Source organism: Pseudomonas sp. DG56-2 (assembly GCF_004803755.1).
GTDB classification, from domain to species: domain Bacteria; phylum Pseudomonadota; class Gammaproteobacteria; order Pseudomonadales; family Pseudomonadaceae; genus Aquipseudomonas; species Aquipseudomonas auratipiscis.
On record NZ_CP032311.1, the window covers coordinates 5,546,797 to 5,567,043 of the forward strand.

General features: G+C 57.8%; 14 protein-coding genes. 2 read left to right on the plus strand and 12 right to left on the minus strand.

Annotation, left to right across the window (positions count from 1 at the left end; all coding sequences use genetic code 11):
- Positions 1-58 precede the first annotated feature (58 nt).
- A complete protein-coding gene (locus D3Z90_RS25430; RefSeq protein ID WP_136478629.1) occupies positions 59-727 on the minus strand; it encodes a magnesium transporter in 669 nt (222 codons plus the stop codon).
- A 511-nt stretch (positions 728-1,238) separates the two neighbouring features.
- Here D3Z90_RS25430 and ilvD point away from each other — a divergent pair.
- The gene (ilvD, locus tag D3Z90_RS25435; RefSeq protein WP_136478630.1) at positions 1,239-3,080 is read left to right on the plus strand and encodes a dihydroxy-acid dehydratase; all 1,842 of its coding nucleotides are present in this window, start codon (positions 1,239-1,241) and stop codon (positions 3,078-3,080) included.
- Between the two features lie 110 nt (positions 3,081-3,190).
- On the opposite strand, the gene D3Z90_RS25440 is transcribed toward ilvD, so the two are convergent.
- The 10 genes from D3Z90_RS25440 to D3Z90_RS25485 all read right to left on the minus strand — a co-directional run bounded on the left by D3Z90_RS25440 (position 3,191) and on the right by D3Z90_RS25485 (position 16,876).
- Positions 3,191-6,244, minus strand: coding sequence for an efflux RND transporter permease subunit (locus tag D3Z90_RS25440; protein WP_136478631.1), 3,054 nt, complete (start codon positions 6,242-6,244; stop codon positions 3,191-3,193).
- Positions 6,241-7,311 carry an efflux RND transporter periplasmic adaptor subunit gene (locus D3Z90_RS25445; RefSeq protein ID WP_136478632.1) on the minus strand — a complete coding sequence of 357 codons (1,071 nt, stop codon included), beginning with the start codon at positions 7,309-7,311 and terminating at the stop codon, positions 6,241-6,243. Before D3Z90_RS25445 ends, D3Z90_RS25440 begins: the two co-directional genes overlap by 4 nt.
- The gene (locus tag D3Z90_RS25450; RefSeq protein WP_136478633.1) at positions 7,308-8,399 is read right to left on the minus strand and encodes an efflux RND transporter periplasmic adaptor subunit; all 1,092 of its coding nucleotides are present in this window, start codon (positions 8,397-8,399) and stop codon (positions 7,308-7,310) included. Before D3Z90_RS25450 ends, D3Z90_RS25445 begins: the two co-directional genes overlap by 4 nt.
- A 181-nt stretch (positions 8,400-8,580) precedes the next feature.
- Positions 8,581-9,471 carry an ABC transporter permease subunit gene (locus D3Z90_RS25455; RefSeq protein ID WP_136478634.1) on the minus strand — a complete coding sequence of 297 codons (891 nt, stop codon included), beginning with the start codon at positions 9,469-9,471 and terminating at the stop codon, positions 8,581-8,583.
- Positions 9,468-10,388 (minus strand): ABC transporter permease subunit, encoded by a 921-nt coding sequence (locus tag D3Z90_RS25460; RefSeq protein ID WP_136478635.1) that lies wholly within the window; start codon positions 10,386-10,388, stop codon positions 9,468-9,470. Before D3Z90_RS25460 ends, D3Z90_RS25455 begins: the two co-directional genes overlap by 4 nt.
- Positions 10,385-11,527 (minus strand): polyamine ABC transporter ATP-binding protein, encoded by a 1,143-nt coding sequence (gene potA, locus D3Z90_RS25465; RefSeq protein WP_136478636.1) that lies wholly within the window; start codon positions 11,525-11,527, stop codon positions 10,385-10,387. Before potA ends, D3Z90_RS25460 begins: the two co-directional genes overlap by 4 nt.
- 59 nt (positions 11,528-11,586) lie before the next feature.
- Entirely contained in the window at positions 11,587-12,681 is a 1,095-nt protein-coding gene (locus D3Z90_RS25470) for a polyamine ABC transporter substrate-binding protein (protein ID WP_136478637.1), read from the minus strand.
- 162 nt (positions 12,682-12,843) lie between these two features.
- Positions 12,844-13,941, minus strand: coding sequence for a polyamine ABC transporter substrate-binding protein (locus D3Z90_RS25475; protein WP_136478638.1), 1,098 nt, complete (start codon positions 13,939-13,941; stop codon positions 12,844-12,846).
- Positions 13,942-14,110: 169 nt separating this feature from the next.
- Positions 14,111-15,469 carry an aspartate aminotransferase family protein gene (locus D3Z90_RS25480; RefSeq protein ID WP_136478639.1) on the minus strand — a complete coding sequence of 453 codons (1,359 nt, stop codon included), beginning with the start codon at positions 15,467-15,469 and terminating at the stop codon, positions 14,111-14,113.
- 48 nt (positions 15,470-15,517) lie between these two features.
- A complete protein-coding gene (locus tag D3Z90_RS25485) occupies positions 15,518-16,876 on the minus strand; it encodes a glutamine synthetase family protein (protein ID WP_136478640.1) in 1,359 nt (452 codons plus the stop codon).
- Between the two features lie 581 nt (positions 16,877-17,457).
- On the opposite strand from D3Z90_RS25485, the gene D3Z90_RS25490 reads away from it, so the two are divergent.
- Entirely contained in the window at positions 17,458-18,834 is a 1,377-nt protein-coding gene (locus D3Z90_RS25490; protein ID WP_136478641.1) for a glutamine synthetase family protein, read from the plus strand.
- Between the two features lie 70 nt (positions 18,835-18,904).
- Here D3Z90_RS25490 and argA read toward each other — a convergent pair whose 3' ends face one another.
- Positions 18,905-20,203: an amino-acid N-acetyltransferase gene (gene argA / locus D3Z90_RS25495; protein ID WP_136478642.1), complete on the minus strand. Its 1,299-nt coding sequence runs from the start codon at positions 20,201-20,203 to the stop codon at positions 18,905-18,907.
- Between the last annotated feature and the right edge of the window lie 44 nt (positions 20,204-20,247).

Sequence of the window (20,247 nt, forward strand, 5' to 3'; positions counted from 1 at the left end):
ATCGCGGGGCAAGCGCGCTGCTAACGGGCGTGTCTGCACAACACAGTCGCCAGCGTGGTTAGATATCCAGCACCTGCGAAGCGATCCCGAAGTACACCAGCACCCCAGCGGCATCGGCAATCGATGTCACCAAAGGCCCGCTGGCCGTGGCCGGGTCGAGCTTGATACGGCTTAGCAGGAACGGCAGGCTCATACCGATCAGGCTGCCAAGCAACACTATTACCAACATGCTGCTGGCCACGATCAGCGCGATATCCCGGCCGCCACGCAACGCCCCAAGCGACGCCACGGCGATGGCCATGGTACATCCCAATGCCAAGGCGACCCCGCACTCGCGACCGAGCAAACTCAACCAGTCACGCATGACCACTTCACCTGTAGCCAAGGCGCGGACCATCAACGTTGCCGACTGGGCCCCGGCATTGCCGCCGCTGTCGACCAGCAACGGCAGAAAGAACACCAGGACGATATGTGCAGCGATGGTTTCTTCAAAAATGGCGATTCCAGCCCCGGAAAACAGGTTGCCAAACACCAGTAGAACCAGCCAGAACACGCGCTTGCGATACAACAGGCCAATCGTGGCTGTCTTCAGGTTACCCAACGGGGTAGAGATCAAGGCGCCCTTGTGGAAATCCTCGGTTGCCTCCTCGACGGCTGCGCGATGAGTCTGCGCTTGAGCCTTGGACGATGCCGGGGCGGTACGGTTTAATTCGTGAATAAATGTCATTTCGATCTCCAGGCAGCAGCGCAGGTGCCTGGAGGCCGACCGCAAGGAATATCGGTCAGCTGACGGGCAGCCCTGGCGCCACTGTGTTCAGTGCCAGAATGTAGGTTCGCGATGAACTGAAACTGGGAAGGTCCATTAAGGGTGTCGTCTCGTAAGCCGCACATGCGGCGCAGCGATGATAGCCAGTTCGACTGGGGGAAACAGCCGCTTTCAGGGGCTTTCTCAACGATTCAGAAAGCTCTTACAAAAGGTCTGACAGACCGATGACGGGTCGATGTCGGTGCTGATCGCCACCAACCCTCTACATCACCATTCCTTCGCGGCGCCAGCGGTGTAGAATCGAGCTATTCATCGCCAGTCATCCCGGCGGGTTTATGAGCTCTGGCCGAGCGCACGGCGATCCCGCGGCGATCTCGGCTTCATCCGTACCAGCGGCCACATGCCTTCGGTGCAAAGGACAAGAGAAGCTCACTCCCCTTTTTGTTACCTGATTAGCCGCCAGGAGTGCTTCATGCCTGATTACCGCTCGAAAACGTCCACCCACGGTCGCAACATGGCCGGCGCACGCGCCTTGTGGCGCGCCACTGGGATGAAAGACGAAGATTTTAAAAAGCCGATCATCGCCATCGCCAACTCGTTCACTCAGTTCGTCCCGGGGCATGTGCACCTGAAGGACCTGGGTCAACTGGTCGCCCGTGAGATCGAACGTGCCGGTGGTGTAGCCAAAGAGTTCAACACCATTGCGGTGGACGATGGCATCGCCATGGGCCACGACGGCATGCTCTATTCCCTGCCTAGCCGAGAAATCATCGCCGACTCGGTCGAATACATGGTCAACGCTCATTGCGCCGACGCCATTGTATGTATCTCCAACTGCGACAAGATCACCCCTGGTATGTTGATGGCCGCCCTGCGCCTGAACATTCCGGTGATTTTCGTTTCCGGTGGACCGATGGAAGCCGGCAAGACCAAACTGGCCAGCCACGGCCTGGATCTGGTCGACGCCATGGTCATCGCCGCCGATTCGACCGCCTCCGATGAAAAAGTCGCCGAATACGAGCGCAGCGCCTGCCCAACCTGTGGTTCCTGCTCCGGCATGTTCACCGCCAACTCGATGAACTGCCTGACCGAAGCGCTGGGCCTGGCCCTGCCCGGCAACGGTTCGACCCTGGCGACCCACAGCGACCGCGAACAGCTGTTCCTGCAAGCCGGGCGCACCATCGTCGAGCTGTGCAAACGCTACTACGGCGAAAACGACCAGAGCGTACTGCCACGCAATATCGCCAACTTCAAGGCGTTCGAGAACGCCATGATGCTCGACATCGCCATGGGTGGCTCGACCAACACCATCCTGCACTTGCTGGCTGCCGCCCAGGAAGCGGAGATCGATTTCGACCTGCGCGATATCGATCGCCTGTCGCGCAAAGTGCCGCAACTGTGCAAGGTCGCGCCGAATATCCAGAAGTACCACATGGAAGACGTCCACCGCGCCGGCGGCATCTTCAGCATCCTCGGCTCGCTGGCCCGTGGCGGTCTGCTGCACACCGACCTGCCGACCGTGCACAGCCCGAGCATGGAAGAAGCCATCGCCAAGTGGGACATCACCCAGACCAGCGACGAAGCCGTACACCACTTCTTCAAAGCTGGCCCGGCCGGTATTCCGACCCAGACCGCTTTCAGCCAGTCGACACGCTGGGAAAGCCTGGATGATGACCGTGAGAACGGCTGCATCCGCAGTGTCGAACACGCCTACTCGCAAGAAGGCGGCCTGGCCGTCTTGTACGGCAACATCGCTCTGGACGGCTGCGTAGTGAAAACTGCCGGCGTCGACGAGTCGATTCATGTCTTCGAAGGCAACGCGAAAATCTTCGAAAGCCAGGACAGCGCCGTGCGCGGCATTCTTGCCGACGAAGTGAAGGAAGGCGATATCGTCATCATTCGCTACGAAGGTCCGAAAGGTGGCCCGGGCATGCAGGAAATGCTCTACCCGACCTCCTACCTGAAATCCAAGGGCCTGGGTAAAGCCTGTGCCTTGCTGACCGATGGCCGCTTCTCTGGTGGCACCTCGGGCCTGTCCATCGGCCACGCTTCCCCTGAAGCAGCTGCCGGCGGCGCTATTGGTCTGGTTCAGGATGGCGACAAGGTACTGATCGACATCCCCAACCGTTCGATCAACCTGCTGGTTAGCGATGAAGAGCTGGCTGCACGTCGCGTAGAACAAGACAAGAAAGGCTGGAAGCCAGTGGAAGTGCGTCCACGTAAAGTAACTACCGCACTGAAAGCCTACGCCCTGCTAGCCACCAGCGCCGACAAGGGTGCAGTTCGCAACAAGGCAATGCTCGACGGCTTGTAAGTCGAAACGCCAACACAAAAAAACCGGCGCCCTGTGCGCCGGTTTTTTTATTCCAATTCCCGCTCCCTTTGCCCGCCCCGGGAAGCGGACGGGGATGCTCTGCAATGGCCTTATCCCTCTGCGTTCTGCGGCTCCTTGATCTTGTACCAGGCCACATACAAGGCCGGGAGGAACAGCAATGTCAGCAAGGTGGCAATGATGATCCCGCCAATCATCGCGTAGGCCATGGGGCCCCAGAACACTTCACGTGCAATGGGGATCATGCCCAGACTCGCCGCTGCGGCCGTCAACAGAATCGGCCGACGGCGGTGGTTGGTAGCTTCCTGAACCGCAGCCCACGGCGTGAAGCCCTGGCCTTCGTACTCGTCGATCTGGGTCACCAGAATCACCGAGTTACGAATGATGATGCCGATCAGCGCAAGAATCCCCAGAATTGCCACAAAGCCCATCGGTGTACCTGTTGGAACCAGGGCCAGAACCACACCGATCAAGCCCAGCGGTGCCACGCTCGCGACCAGGAATAGCTTCTGCACGCTGTGCAACTGAATCATCAGGAACGTGCCCATCAGGAACAGCATCAGCGGTAGCACTTTGGCAATCGGGCCCTGGGCCTTGCCACTCGCCTCCACGGTACCGCCGGTTTCGATTTTGTACCCAGCCGGCAACTTGCTGGCAAAATCGTCGATCTGCGGTTTGAGCTCTCTTACCAGGTCGGTCGGCTGAATGTCACCGCGCACGGCAGCCTTGATGGTAATGGTCGGCTTGCGATCGCGGCGCCAGACCAGCGGCTGTTCCAGCTCGTAGCGCACTGTAGCGAATGCCAGCAAGGGAATTGACGTACCGTTGGGGGTGACGATCTGCAGGTTTTGCAGCGTTTGCGGCGAGCTACGTTCACTGCCTACGGCGCGCGCAATAACGTCGATCAGGTAGATGTTGTCATTTACCTGGGTGATGGTCGTGCCGCTGACAATGCTGTTCATCACGTTGGCCACGTCCTCGGACGACAGGCCAAGCTGCCGTGCCTTGTCCTGGGCGATGTCGACTCGCAGGACTTTGCCAGGCTCGTTCCAGTCGTAAATGATCTGGCCGATGTTGTCATTGCTGTCGAGCAGGGTCGCCAAGGCGATGGCGTGTTTACGCACCTCGTCGATGTCCTTGCCCATTACCCGATACTGGATTGGCAACCCGACAGGAGGACCCATTTCCAGTGACTGCACTGTGCTGCCAATGCCGACGAAGTCTTCACGCAACCGTTCCTTCAAGCGCTTGATGAGTATTTCGCGGGACTCGAAGCTCTTACTGACGATGACCAGCTGCGCGTAGTAGGGGTTCTGCAGTTGCTGGTCCAATGGCAGGTAGAAACGAATCGCACCCTGGCCGATGTAAGTGCTCCAGCGCTCGATGTCCGGATCACCCTTGAGCGTGGCCTCCAGCTTATCCACCGCTTTGCGGGTCTCCTCGATAGAGGCGTTCTGCGGCAGGTTGAGGTCGACAAGAATTTCAGGGCGGTCCGAAGCGGGGAAAAACTGGTTCTGCACGAATCGCATGCAAAACAGCGCCAGCAGAAAGATCAGGATGGTGCCGATGATAGTCAGCCAGCGATGGCGCATGCACCACAGCAAGCTGTGTTCGAATGCCCTGCCGACGCGGCCGGTTTCCTCGTTGTGCGGTTTGACCTTGGCGCTGAGGATATGCACTCCCAGTACCGGCGCGAACACCACTGCCACAACCCAGGACACCAGCAACGCAACAGCGATCACCGCAAAGAGTGTGAAGGTGTACTCACCTGCAGAACTGGCATTGAGACCAATCGGCATAAAACCTGCGACTGTCACCAGGGTGCCCGTGAGCATCGGAAAGGCCGTCGAGGTGTAGGCAAAGGTTGCTGCCTGCTCCTTGGTCTCGCCCATTTCCAGGCGCGTTACCATTACCTCCACCGTGATCATCGCATCGTCTACCAACAGCCCTAGGGCGATGATCAACGCCCCCAACGAGATCCGCTGCATGGTGATGCCGCTGTACTCCATGAAGATGAACACCATCGCCAGCACCAATGGAATCGAGCACGCCACCACCAGACCGGCGCGCAGGCCCAGGCTGATGAAGCTCACCACCAGAACGATGATGACCGCCTCGAACAGGGCACTGGTGAAGCCACCTACGGCTTCTTCCACCACCACCGCCTGGTCGGATACGGTATGCACCCCGACGCCTACCGGTAGTTCGGAAATCACCTGGTTCATGGTTTTGTGCAGGTCGGCACCAAACGCCTGGATGTTGCCACCGGCTTTCATGCCGATGCCCAGACCTATGGCAGGCTGACCATTGAAACGAAACTGCGGCGACGGCGGATCAACGTAGCCGCGCTCGATTTCGGCGATGTCCGCCAAACGGAAGAAGCGGTCATTGATACGCAGATTGACCGCTTCAAGATCCTTTTCCGAAGCGAACTGCCCGGACGTACGGACCGACACGCGTTCAGGTCCAGCCTCGATCACCCCGGCCGGCGTTACCGCGTTCTGGCTCTGCAACGCCTGCAACACCTGGCGCTGGTCAATGCCAAAGGAGGCCAGCTTGCGCGTGGAGAAATTCAGGAACAGCACTTCGTCCTGGGTACCGATCATCTCGACCTTACCCAAGCCTGGCACTTCGCGGATCACTGCTCGCACCTGCTCGACGTAGTCGCGCAGTTGGCGCATGGTCAAACCATCGGCGGTAAATGCGTAGATCGACCCGTAGACGTCACCGAACTCGTCGTTGAATCCAGGCCCCTGGATACCTTGGGGAAACTCGCCACGAATATCCTGAATCTTCTTGCGTACCTGATACCAGATCTCGGGGATCGCTTTGGAAGGAGTGGTATCGAGCAGGTTCACGTAGACGGTCGATTCACCCGGACGGGTGTAACTCTTTACATAGTCGAGTGAGTCCAGTTCCTCGAGTTTTTTCTCGATACGGTCGGTGATCTGGTTGAGGGTTTCATCCTGCGTTGCCCCAGGCCAACGCGTCTGAATCACCATGGTTTTAATGGTGAAAGAAGGATCTTCCTCCCGCCCCAGGTTCATGTAGGAAAATACGCCCATCAGTAAGCTGACGAACATCAGGTACCAAACAAAGGATTGGTGCTTCAGCGCCCACTCCGACAGGTTGAAGCTTCCTTTCATCGTGGACTGTCCTCATCGACTAATACTTTCTGACCGGGCTTGAGGCTGTTGACGCCTGCAGTTACTACACGATCCCCGGCCTTCAAACCTGCACTCAGTACGACGCTGGTCGGCGTTCGTTCAAGCAACTGCACGTCACGAATAGCGACCGTTTCCTGTTGCGGATCGACCACCCAGACTCGGCTTTTTCCGTCGCTTTCCAGCAGCGCCGAGGCGGGCAGTTCCACCCGCGGGGATACCGCCGATGTCAAGGTGACACTGATCGCGGTACCCAGATAAAAAGCATCCGGAGTGGTGGCCAAGGTCAGTCGCGCTCGGCGCGTTCGCGTGGCGGCATCCGCCTGCGGCTCAAGTTCACGCAACGTCGCGGTGGTGCTGATGTCGGGGTCAAGTTGCGAAGCGACGACAAATTTCAAATCACCAGATAGCTGTTCGGCCAGGTAGGTCGGCAGGTCGATAACCGCCTCCTTGATATCCGGGCGAGCCAAGGTGACAACCGCCTGGCCGGCACTGACGGTCTGCCCGGCTTCCGCCTGCCAATCGGTGACCACCGCCGCATGATCGGATCGCAACTCGGTGTAACCGAGTTGATCACGCGCCTGATCGACAGCAGCTCGCGCTTGCTCCAGGGTAGCGCCTGTGGTTTTCATATCGGTCATCGCGCTATCGAGTTGTGCCTGCGCACCCACGCCGCGATCAAATAGCTGTTGCTGCCGGCGTGCATCAGCCTGAGCATTTATCCATTGCGCCTGGGCCTTCGCCAGATCACCCTCGGCTGCCCGTAGCTGGTTACGCTGATCGGCCGGATCAAGGCTGGCCAGTGTATCGCCTGCCTTCACCTGACTGCCGACATCGACCCAGCGCCGCGCAATACGCCCGCCAACGCGAAAGCCCAAGGTGCTTTCGAAGCGTGCCTGAATACTGCCAGCAAATCGCCCAAGATCGGCTTGAACTTGAGGCTCGACGATCAGCGACAGCACCGGACGAATCGGATCTGGCTCGGCGGTTTCCTTGCCACACCCTGTCAACAACACCACGCTGCAAAACGCCAATGTGAGTGTCTTCATTGAGCCACCCCAATATCCTCAAAGGGCGCGATTTCCACCTGCATGCCCGGATTGAGTAGCTGCCCGCCTGCCACCACCACCATTTCACCGCCTTTGAGCCCTTCCCCGATCACCACCTTGCCGGTGAGATAACGACCGATCTTGACCTGCTGCAATCTGACTTTGTTGTCATCCCCTACCAGCCAGACAGCTGGATCATGCAACGCCTTGGTCAAGGCCGACCAAGGCAGTTCGATACTTGGTTTTCCATGAACATTGCCAGTGGCCGTGACCGGCGAGCCCAGCTCCATTGCGTCCGGAACGTCGTGCAACGCTACCTTGACCTGCACCGTCCCGCTCTGCGCTGAGACCGTCGGCGTCACTTCACGCACTTGGCCCTTGGCCTGGATCTTCGGGTTGTCGACCAGACTGACCACGATCGTTTCGTTACTTGGTGGCGCCACCAGCAAGGACTCATAAACGTTGAACACCGCATCACGCTCACCATCGCGGGCCAAGCTGAAAACCGGCATCGTGGCCTGAACCACCTGCCCTACTTCAGCTTGACGCTCGGTGATGACCCCTGCGGCATCGGCCACCAGGGCGGTGTAACCCAATTGGTCGCGAGCGTTGGCGAGCTGCGCCTGCGCGGCCTTCAATGCGCTCTGGTTGCTACGTAGCGTGGCCTGGGCCGAGTCGTATTCACTTTGACTGGTATAGCCTTTGGGCAGCAGCTTTTGCTGACGGACAAATGCAGCACTGGCCTGAGTGACCCGCGCTTGCGCTGCGAACACTTCAGCCTTGGCCGAGTCGACATTGGCCTGCAGGTCCTTGGGGTCAAGTCGAGCCAGCACCTGATTGGCTTTAACGTGATCGCCAATATCAACACTTCGAGAAATGATCTTGCCACCCACGCGAAACGACAGTTCCGTTTGTACCCGGGCCTGTATATCCCCGGTCAAGGTCACAGAAGCAGCAAAGTCACTGGGTTGAACGTGTTGTACGGCTACCCTGGGTAGTTCGACTTCAGCGGTTTTCTTTTCACCACACCCTGTCAGTATCAGCAATAGCCCTAGGCCGGCGACTAAAAATGGACGCAACACCGTCATGCAGGCTCCTTGCATGTACCAGTTCGATAGAGAGATGCGAGTGTTAGCGTAGATCAGACGCAGCGCTGCCGCTTGTGCGAAATCAATAGATTTATGCGGACAGAAGATGCTGGAGGGATAGAGCTCATCGCGGGACAGCCTGCTCCCTGGATGGGAGCGAGGCTGTTCCGCGCTTTTCAGATCAAGCTGAAACAGGCGAAGGTGAGCGACCTACGTCTGGTTGTTTCCACGACTCTGCAGCACTTTCCTCGATAGCCTGCTGGATCGCCCGGCGGCGACGTTCTTCGGCGCGACGGCTGAAGTACCAGACCATGAAGGTCACAATCGACACCGAGAGCAGGATCAGACTGGCAACGGCGTTGATTTCCGGCTTCACGCCCAGACGCACGGCAGAGAAGACTTCCATCGGCAACGTGGTCGAGCCAGGGCCCGACACGAAGCTGGCCAGTACCAGGTCATCCAGCGACAGGGCGAAGGACATCATGCCGCCGGCCGCCAGCGAAGGCGCGATCATTGGGATAGTGATCAGGAAGAACACCTTCCAAGGGCGTGCTCCCAGGTCCATCGCCGCTTCTTCGATCGACAGGTCGAGCTCACGCAGACGCGCCGACACTACCACGGCCACATAGGCCGCACAGAAGGTGGTGTGGGCGATCCAAATGGTGACGATGCCACGCTCCTGGGGCCAGCCGATCAACTGCGCCATGGCCACGAACAGCAGCAACAGCGACAGACCGGTGATCACCTCAGGCATTACCAGCGGCGCGGTAACCAGGCCACCGAACAGGGTACGGCCCTTGAAGCGAGTAACCCTTGTGAGCACGAACGCTGCCAGAGTACCCAATGCCACTGCCGCAATCGCGGTGTAGCAGGCAATTTCCAGCGAGCGCATCACCGAGCCCATCAGTTGGCTGTTGTCGAGCAGGCCGACATACCACTTGATCGACCAGCCGCCCCAGACTGTTACCAGTTTCGAGGCATTGAACGAGTAGATCACCAGGATCAGCATGGGCAGATAGATGAACAGCAGGCCCACTATCAACATCAACTTGGAGAAACTGAAACGCTTCATGCCCTGCCCTCCATCTCTTTGGCCTGACTACGGTTGAAGAGCAGAATCGGCACAATCAGGATCGCCAGCATCACCACTGCCAGGGCAGACGCCACCGGCCAGTCACGGTTGTTGAAGAACTCTTGCCAGAGCACTTTACCGATCATCAGGGTTTCCGGACCGCCAAGCAGTTCAGGGATAACGAACTCACCCACCACCGGAATGAACACCAGCATGCAGCCAGCGATAATGCCGTTCTTGGACAGCGGAACGGTGATTTTCCAGAAGCTGTTGAAGGTGCTCGAACCCAGGTCCGATGCTGCTTCAAGCAGGCTCTGGTCGTGTTTGACCAGGTTGGCGTACAGCGGCAGGATCATGAACGGCAGGTACGAGTAGACCACGCCGATATACACCGCAAGGTTGGTGTTGAGGATCTGCAGCGGTTGGTCGATCAAGCCCAGCCACATCAGGAAGCTGTTGAGCAGGCCGTTGTTGCTGAGAATGCCCATCCAGGCATAGACGCGAATCAGGATCGCGGTCCAGGTTGGCATCATGATCAGCAGCAACAGGACGGTCTGGCTTTCCTTGCGCGCATTGGCAATGGCATAGGCCATGGGATAACCGATCAGCAGGCACAACAGCGTGCTGAAGAAGGCCATCTTCAACGAGCCCAGGTAGGCCGCGATGTACAGCTCATCCTCGGACAACAGGCCGTAGTTGGCCATGTTGAGTATCAGCTGCAGCTTGCCTTCAACGTAGCTGTAGATCTCGGTGTAAGGCGGGATCGCCACGTCGGCTTCGGCAAAACTGATCTTCAGAACGATGAAGAACGGCAGCATGAAGAACAGGAACAGCCAGATGAAGGGAACGCCGATAACCAGATGGCGACCTTCAGGCTTTATTCGATTGAGCGCTCGCTTGAGCTTGCGCATGTTCATGACCGCAGTACCACACCGCTGTCGTCTTCCCACCAGACATAAACCTGGTCGTCCCAGGTCGGACGGGTGCCTTGACGCTCGGCGTTGGCAACAAACGACTGGACGATCTTGCCGCCAGGCAGCTCGACGTAGAACACCGAGTGACCGCCAAGGTAGGCAATGTCGTGAACCTTGCCGCGCGACCAGTTGTGCTCACAGGTCGGCTGCGCGGTAGTTACCAGAAGTTTCTCCGGACGCAGTGCGTAGGTGATGCGCTTGTCTTCAACCGAAGTGGTAACACCATGGCCAACATAGATTTTGCGTTCGAGTTCCGGGCTGGCAATGACCGCGTGACCCTCAGCATCCTCGACCACTTCACCGTCGAACAGGTTGACGTTACCGATGAATTCGCAGACCAGGCGACTGGTTGGCGTCTCATAGATGTCGATCGGGCTGCCGATCTGGGCAATCCAGCCCAAGTGCATGATGGCGATGCGCTGGGCCATGGTCATGGCCTCTTCCTGGTCGTGGGTCACCATCACGCAGGTTACGCCCACACGTTCGATGATCTCTACCAGTTCCAATTGCATCTGCGAACGCAACTTCTTGTCCAGCGCCCCCATCGGCTCGTCGAGCAGCAACAGTTTCGGACGTTTGGCCAGCGAGCGGGCCAGGGCAACACGTTGGCGCTGGCCACCGGAAAGCTGGTGTGGCTTACGCTTGGCGTACTGGGTCATGTGTACCAGTTTGAGCATCTCGCCAACACGGGCGTCGATCTCGGCTTTGGGCATGCGGTCCTGCTGCAGGCCGAAGGCAATGTTCTGCGCGACGGTCATGTGCGGAAACAGCGCATAGGACTGGAACATCATGTTGATTGGCCGCTCATAGGGCGGCATATCGGTAATGTCTACGCCATCGAGGAAGATGCGTCCCTCGGTTGGCCGCTCGAAGCCGGCGAGCATACGCAGCAAGGTAGATTTACCCGAACCGGAGCCGCCAAGCAGAGCGAAGATCTCGCCCTTCTTGATTTCGAGGGACACATCGTCCACCGCGACCGTTTCGTCGAATTTTTTCGTGACCCGGTCGATTTTGACCAGCACCTGTTTAGGTTGCTGGTCGCCCTCGAGGGCTTTCTTATAGGCACCGGAGGCAACAGCCATTTGTGAAACTCCCAACAAGATTTTTTGCGTCCGCCCCTGCCGTGGCGGACCCTGGATACTTACTTGCCCGACTTGACCTTGGTCCAGCTACGGGTCATCAAACGTTGCACTTTGGGTGGTAACTCGGAGCTAACGTATAACTTGTCCAGCACTTCTTGCGGTGGGTAAACCGCTGCGTCGGTTCGCACGCTCTGGTCCATCAGATCGCCAGCCTTGAGGTTCGGGTTGGCATAACCGACGTAATCACTGACCTGAGCAATAACTTCAGGTTTCAGCAAATAGTTGATGAAAGCATGGGCCTCTTTGACATTGGTGGAATCCTTGGGGATTGCCAGCATGTCGAACCAGAGGTTGCCGCCTTCCTTGGGAATCACATACGCCACGTCCACGCCTTTGCCAGCTTCTTCAGCACGGGCCTTGGCCTGGAACACGTCACCGGAAAAACCAGCAGCCACACAGATGTCGCCATTGGCCAGGTCCGAGATGTACTTGGACGAATGGAAATAGGTCACATAAGGGCGCACTGCCAACAGCTTCTTCTCAGCGTCGGCATAGTCCTTGGCATCAGTACTGTTGGGATTACGCCCCATATAGTTGAGCACCGCAGGCAGCATCTCATCGGCCGAATCCAGGAACGCGACTCCACACTTGGAGAGCTTCTTGATGTTTTCCGGCTCGAACAACATGGCCCAGGAATCGATCTTGTCGGTGCCCAGCGCCGCCTTGACCTTCTCGACGTTGTAACCGATGCCGTTGGTACCCCACAGATATGGAACGGCGTACTGATTGCCCGGATCGTTCTTTTCCAGGCGCTTCATCAGTGCCGGATCCAGATTCGAATAGTTCGGCAGCAACGACTTGTCGAGCTTCTGGAACGCGCCCGCCTTGATCTGCTTACCGAGGAAATGGTTGGACGGCACCACTACGTCGTAGCCAGTACGGCCCGCCAGGAGTTTGCCTTCCAGGGTTTCATTGGAGTCGAAGACGTCCTGTACAGGCTTGATGCCCGTAGCTTTCTCGAAGTCTGCGAGCGTCGTCTGCCCGATGTAGTCCGACCAATTATAAAAGTGCACCGTGGGCGCCGCTTGGACGCTGATCGCCAGCGTCAGACCCGCTCCAGCCAGCATGGCCTTGCGAAATGTAGATATAGACAAGTGGGAGGTCCTCACAATAGTGCCAGTGGCAAACGACAGAAACACCTGCCATCAACGCAAACCGGCGCGCAACTTACCTTCGATGCACTGATGTCGCAAAAAAAATTTGCCGCTAAATGATCCCTGGACGTGATTCACACCGCGCCCAGGGATACCGCCGGCTTATTTGCCCGACTTGATCTTGGTCCAGCTGCGAGTGATCTCGCGTTGAGCTTTCGCGCCTGGGTCAGCAATTGCGTACAGCTGCTTCTTCACATCAGCCGGTGGATAGATGCTCGGATCACCCGAAATATCCTTGTCTACAAGCGGGGTTGCCGCCTTGTTGCCGTTCGGGAAGCGTACTGCGTTAGTGATACCCGCCATGACTTCCGGCTGCATCAGGAAGTCCATGAACTTGTAAGCGGCGTCGACATTGGCGGCATCTTTAGGGATAGCAACCATGTCGTAGAAGGTACCGGCGCCTTCTTTCGGAATGATGTAGTCCAGCTTGACCTTGTCACCGGCTTCGTGAGCACGGGCCTTGGACTGCTCCAGGTCACCCGAGTAACCCACAGCGACGCAGATGTTGCCGTTGGCCAGGTCCGAGATGTACTTGGAGGAGTGGAAGTAACTGATCGACGGTCGGATCTTCAGGAACAGTTCTTCAGCGGCCTTCAGGTCAGCTTTGTCTGTGCTGTTGGTCGGCTTGCCAAGGTAATGCAGAGCCGCCGGGATCATTTCGGTCGGCGCATCGAGGAAGCTTACGCCACAGCTCTTGAGCTTTTCGATGTTCTCGGGCTTGAACACCACGTCCCAGGAATCGATCTTGTCGACACCCAGCGCAGCCTTGACCTTCTCTGGGTTGTAACCAATACCGATAGAGCCCCACATGTACGGGAATGCGTACTTGTTACCCGGGTCGCTGGCATCACCAACGGCCTTGAGCAGATCTTCGTCAAGGTTCTTCCAGTTTGGCAGCTTGGAACGATCGAGTTCCTGATAGACACCCGCCTTGATCTGCTTGGCCAGGAAGTTGTTCGACGGTACGACGATGTCATAACCGGACTTGCCTGCCAGCAACTTGGCCTCGAGGGTTTCGTTACTGTCGAAGACGTCATAGACGACCTTGATGCCGGTCTGCTTCTCGAAGTTGGCGACGGTGTCTGGTGCGATGTAATCGGACCAGTTATAGACGTGCAGCACTTTGTCATCCGCCTGAACAGCACTGGCCATGGCGCCCATCAGGGACATAGCCAACAACGTCTTGCCCAATTTCTTCATGCGTAATGCTCCAGAATTTTTTATTAAGCCATCTGTTCAGTGGCCTGCTCTTTACGGCACAAGCACTGGGCGACTGAAACAGTCGCTAGTCTGGCAAGTTCCAAGGCGCTCTTTCAAGGAAAGAGCACCTCGAAACCCCATGATGCCATTACGCTAGCCTAGCACTTGGCTATTTCAGCGCCTCAAGCGTCAAGTCCAGGCATTTGCGTGCCTTTTCCACAAGCTCGTCGATCTCTTCCCGGCTGATGACCAGCGGCGGCGCGATGATCATGGTGTCGCCCACTGCGCGCATGATCAGACCGTTGTCGAAACAGTGCTGACGGCAGATCATGCCCGCGCCCTGGCCTTCGTAACGGGTCCGCGAGGCCTTGTCCTTGACCAGCTCGATTGCACCGAGCATGCCCAGGCCACGCACTTCACCTACCAACGGGTGATCGTTCAGCTCACGCAAACGCTTTTGCAAATACGGTGCCGTTTCTTCCTTGACCCGCTCGATAATTTTCTCGTCGCGCAGGATCCGCAGGTTTTCCAGGCCAACGGCAGCAGCGACCGGGTGACCGGAATAGGTGAAGCCGTGGTTGAAGTCACCGCCTTCGCTGACGACCTTGGCTACTTCGTCACGTACGATCACACCACCCATTGGGATGTAACCGGAAGTCAGACCCTTGGCGATGGTCATCAGGTCTGGCTTGAGATCGTAGTAGTCGGAACCGAACCACTCACCGGTACGCCCAAACCCACAGATCACTTCATCGGCGATGAACAGAATTTCGTACTTGGCCAGGATTTCCTTGATCTTCGGCCAGTAGCTTTCTGGTGGAATGATCACACCGCCTGCGCCCTGGATCGGCTCAGCGATAAAAGCAGCGACGTTTTCTTCGCCCACTTCGAGAATTTTCTTTTCCAGCTGTTCGGCGGCCCAGATACCAAACTCTTCCGGGCTCTTGTCGCCACCCTCACCGAACCAGTACGGCTGCGGGATGTGCACGATGTCCGGCAGGGTGCCGCTTTGTTCGTGCATGCCGCTCATACCACCCAGCGCGGCGCCCGCCACGGTGGAACCGTGATAACCATTAATGCGGCCGATAATCACTTTTTTCTGCGGCTTGCCCTTGACCGCCCAGTAGTGACGGACCATACGCAGGTTAGTGTCGTTACCTTCGGAGCCCGAACCGGTGAAGAACACATGAGTCATACCTTCCGGCGCCACGGCAGAAATCGCCTTGGCCAATTCCAGCGCAGGTGGGTGTGCGGTCTGGAAGAACAGGTTGTAGTACGGCAGCTCACGCATTTGCTTGGCTGCAGCGTCTGCCAGCTCTTCACGACCGTAACCGACCGCCACACACCACAGACCAGCCATGCCATCGAGGATTTTGTTGCCCTCGCTGTCCCACAAATGCACACCTTCAGCTTTGGTGATGATTCGTGGGCCCTTTTCTTTCAGTTGCTTGTAATCACTGAAAGGCGCCAGGTGATGATCACGGCTCAGGTCTTGCCACTCGCGGGTTTGCGGGTTGTTGACGCTCATGTGCTTCTCCGTTTTCTGACGGCCGCGCTCCTGCGGCTCCGGGGTTGATCAGACTGCAAACAGCAGGAACTCACGTTCCCAGGAGCTGATTACACGTTTGAAGTTTTCATGCTCGGCTCGTTTGGTAGCGACGTAGCCGGTAATGAATTTCTTGCCCAGGTAAGGTTCCAGGGCCTTGCAGTTCTCCATACGCTCCAACGCATCCTCGATGGTCAGCGGCAGGCGCAGATTGCGGCGTTCGTAACCACGACCCTGTACCGGGGCGCTTGGCTTGATACCTTCGACCATGCCAATGAATCCGCACAACAGACTGGCGGCAATCGCCAGGTACGGGTTGGCATCGGCCCCTGGCAGACGGTTCTCTACGCGACGGTTCTGCGGACCCGCATCCGGAACCCGGAGGCCAACGGTGCGGTTCTCTTCGCCCCATTCCACGTTTACCGGAGCCGAGGTGTCTGGCAAGAAGCGGCGGAACGAGTTCACGTTCGGTGCAAACAGCGGCAGTACTACCGGAATGAATTTCTGCAAACCGCCAACGTGATTCAGGAACAGCTCGCTCATGCGGCCATCTTCATCGGAAAAGATGTTCTTGCCGGTGTGCACGTCGATGATGCTCTGGTGCAGGTGCATGGCACTGCCCGGCTCACCGGTCATCGGCTTGGCCATGAAGGTAGCGGCGACGTTATGCTTGAGCGCCGCTTCGCGCATGGTTCGCTTGAACACCAGGATCTGGTCGGCCAGGGCCAGGGCGTTACCGTGACGGAAGTTGATTTCCATCTGCGCCGTGCCGTCTTCGTGGATCAGCGTGTCCAGGTCCAGGTTCTGCAGTTCACACCAGTCGTAGACGTCCTCGAACAATGGGTCGAATTCGTTGGCGGCCTCAATAGAGAACGACTGACGCCCGGTTTCCGGACGGCCGGAGCGACCGATTGGCGGCTGCAGCGGGAAGTCTGGGTCTTCGCAGCGTTTGGTCAGGTAAAACTCCATCTCTGGCGCCACAATTGGCTGCCAGCCCCTGTCGGCATACAGCTTCAGAACCTTCTTGAGCACGTTACGCGGCGACAGCTCGACCGGGTTGCCTTGCTTGTCATAGGTATCGTGGATTACCTGGGCCGTGGGCTCGATGGCCCAAGGCACGAGAAACACCGCGTTCTCGTCAGGCCGGCAGATCATGTCGATGTCGGCAGGATCCAGCAGCTCGTAATAGATGTCGTCGTCGACGTAGTCGCCGGTAACGGTTTGCAGCAGGACACTCTCGGGCAAGCGCATGCCTTTTTCAGCGATGAACTTGTTGGTTGGAGAAATCTTGCCACGGGTGATCCCGGTGAGGTCGCTGATCAAGCACTCCACTTCGGTGATCTTGTGTTCTTTCAACCAATCGGTGAGCTGGTCGAGGTTGTTACTCATAAATACCTCAGGAGGTAAATGTCTGGACAATCGTCAGGACACCCGAAGTGGGCGTCGCAGACATTCTGGATGCCGCGCGAAGCTAAAGCAAAAGCCGCGCAGGGGCATACCGCGGCCAGAGCCGCTATAGTCATTAAAGAGAAACGTAGAAGGCGCATCGACAACAGGCAGGCTGCCCGTGCCGTCAATTATTTCAGCCGGGGTGCCGTGTACTGACGCGTAGCGGTAGACGCTCGCGTAAAATGCGTGGAAGCCAATCTGCGGGCGGCAGACGGTGAAGCCGGTTGACGGCTGGCGTGACATGTAACCCCCGGTATTATTGATGTTATGGGTTGCCACCGAGCTTAGCCTTGTTCATTTTTTTACACAACACCCCCGTAAAAAATAGAACACGGCCCGTCGAAAAATCGCTGTTCTTGTAGGAAAGTAGCGGTTGCCGATGCCCTCGATTGCAGCAAAAATGCCGCTTAAGGGCCATTTTAGGGCATCATGGGGTTGGCTTGACTTCAGTATGGCTTTCCGATTGACTGGAGCAGCAAGCCCCCATTGATTGATATTTTTAACAACAAAGGTGTTGCATCATGTCGGTACCCCCGCGTGCCGTTCAGCTTAACGAAGCGAACGCGTTCCTTAAGGAACATCCTGAGGTTCTCTACGTTGACCTTCTGATTGCAGATATGAATGGTGTGGTGCGTGGCAAGCGCATCGAGCGCACCAGCCTCCACAAGGTTTACGAGAAAGGCATCAACCTGCCGGCCTCCCTCTTCGCATTGGATATCAACGGTTCAACGGTAGAAAGCACCGGCCTGGGCCTGGACATCGGCGATGCCGATCGTATCTGCTATCCGATCCCGGACACCCTATCCAACGAGCCGTGGCAGAAGCGCCCGACTGCGCAGCTGTTGATGACCATGCACGAGCTCGAAGGTGAGCCGTTCTTCGCCGACCCGCGTGAAGTGCTGCGCCAAGTGGTGAGCAAGTTCGACGAGATGGGCCTGACCATCTGCGCCGCGTTCGAGCTGGAGTTCTACCTGATCGACCAGGAGAACGTGAACGGCCGTCCACAACCGCCACGCTCGCCAATTTCTGGCAAACGTCCGATGTCGACCCAGGTCTACCTGATCGACGATCTGGATGAGTATGTAGACTGCCTGCAGGACATCCTCGAAGGCGCAAAGGAACAGGGCATCCCTGCCGACGCAATCGTCAAGGAAAGCGCCCCGGCGCAGTTTGAGGTCAACCTGCACCACGTTGCCGACCCGATGAAGGCCTGTGACTACGCGGTACTGCTCAAGCGCCTGATCAAAAACATCGCCTACGACCATGAAATGGACACCACCTTCATGGCCAAGCCTTATCCAGGCCAGGCGGGGAATGGTCTGCATGTCCATATCTCGGTGCTGGACAAAGATGGCAAGAACATCTTCACCAGCGAGGATCCCGAGCAGAACGCCGCACTGCGTCATGCGATCGGCGGTGTGCTCGAGACCCTACCGGCGTCGATGGCGTTCCTGTGCCCGAACGTCAACTCGTACCGCCGCTTCGGTGCTCAGTTCTACGTACCCAACTCGCCAAGCTGGGGCCTGGACAACCGCACCGTTGCCCTGCGCGTACCGACCGGCGCACCTGATGCCGTACGTATCGAGCACCGTGTCGCCGGCGCCGACGCCAACCCGTACCTGTTGATGGCCGCGGTATTGGCGGGCGTTCACCATGGTCTGACCAACAAGGTCGAACCTGGCGCGCCGACCGAAGGCAACTCCTACGAGCAGAACGAGCAGAGCCTGCCGAACAACCTGCGTGATGCCCTGCGCGAGTTGGACGACAGCGAGATCCTGGCCAAGTATATCGATCCTAAATACATCGATATCTTCGTGGCCTGTAAGGAAAGTGAGCTGGAAGAGTTCGAACACTCCATCTCCGACCTCGAGTACAACTGGTACCTGCATACCGTTTGATGGCGTAATCGCGGGGCAAGCCGGCGTCTACAGATTAAGTCCTGTAGGCGCCGGCTTGCCCCGCGACGCCTTACAACGCCTTCTCGAAAATCTTCGAGTTACGCTGGTAGTTGTACAGCGAAGCCCTTGCTGCGGGCAGCCGCTCGACGCCACTGGGCACAAACCCGCGCTCACGGAACCAGTGCGCAGTCCGAGTCGTCAGCACGAACAAGGTGTTCAAGCCCATCTCCCGCGCCCGTGTCTCGATGCGCTCAAGCAGCTCATCGCCGCGCCTCCCATGGCGATATTCGGGATTCACTGCCAGGCACGCCAACTCACCAGCTTCCGATTCAGCAATTGGATACAGCGCAGCACACGCGATGATCATGCCTTCGCGCTCGACCACACTGAACTGTTCGATCTCACGTTCCAGCACCTCACGAGAACGGCGCACCAGAATGCCTTGCTCTTCCAACGGGCTGATCAGCTCCAGTAGACCACCGACATCTTCAATGGCTGCCTCGCGAACCTTCTCAAACTGCTCTTGCGCCACCAGGGTGCCGCCACCATCACGGGTGAACAGTTCGGTAAGCAAGGCACCATCTTCGGCATAGCTGACGATATGGCTGCGCGCTACGCCGCCACGGCAAGCCTCGGCAGCGGCGTCCAGCAATTCAGCCTGATAGTCACTGCCCAAACGCTGCAAATGCGCCGGAACCTGCTGCGGGCGCAGCTCACGCACCAACCGTCCTTGCTCGTCGATCAAGCCGCGTTCGGCGCCGAACAACAGTAATTTGTCGGCCTCCAACTCAATCGCCGCGCGGGTCGCGACATCTTCACAGGCCAGGTTGAAAATTTCGCCGGTCGGCGAGTAGCCAAGCGGCGATAACAACACAATGGAGCGCTCATCGAGCAGCCGGTTGATACCCTTGCGGTCGACCCGGCGCACCTCACCGGTATGGTGATAATCGACCCCTTCAAGCACACCGATCGGCCGCGCCGTTACCAGGTTGCCGGCGGCAACACGCAAGCGCGAACCCTGCATTGGCGAAGCCGCCATGTCCATCGACAGACGCGCCTCTATGGCGATACGCAGGTGACCAACGGCATCGATCACACATTCCAGGGTTGCCGCATCGGTGATGCGCATACCACGGTGGTAATGGGGCGTGAGGCCGCGACTGGCCAGGCGAGTTTCGATTTGCGGACGCGAACCGTGCACTAATACCAGGCGAACCCCAAGGCTGTGCAACAGCACCAGGTCGTGGACGATATTGCCGAAGTTGGGGTGTTCCACACCGTCACCGGGCAACATAACCACAAAGGTGCAGTCGCGGTGGGCGTTGATATAGGGCGAAGCATGACGCAGCCAGTTGACGTAATCGGGCATAACCACAAAGCCTGTAAAAAATTGGACAAGAACGGGAAGGCACA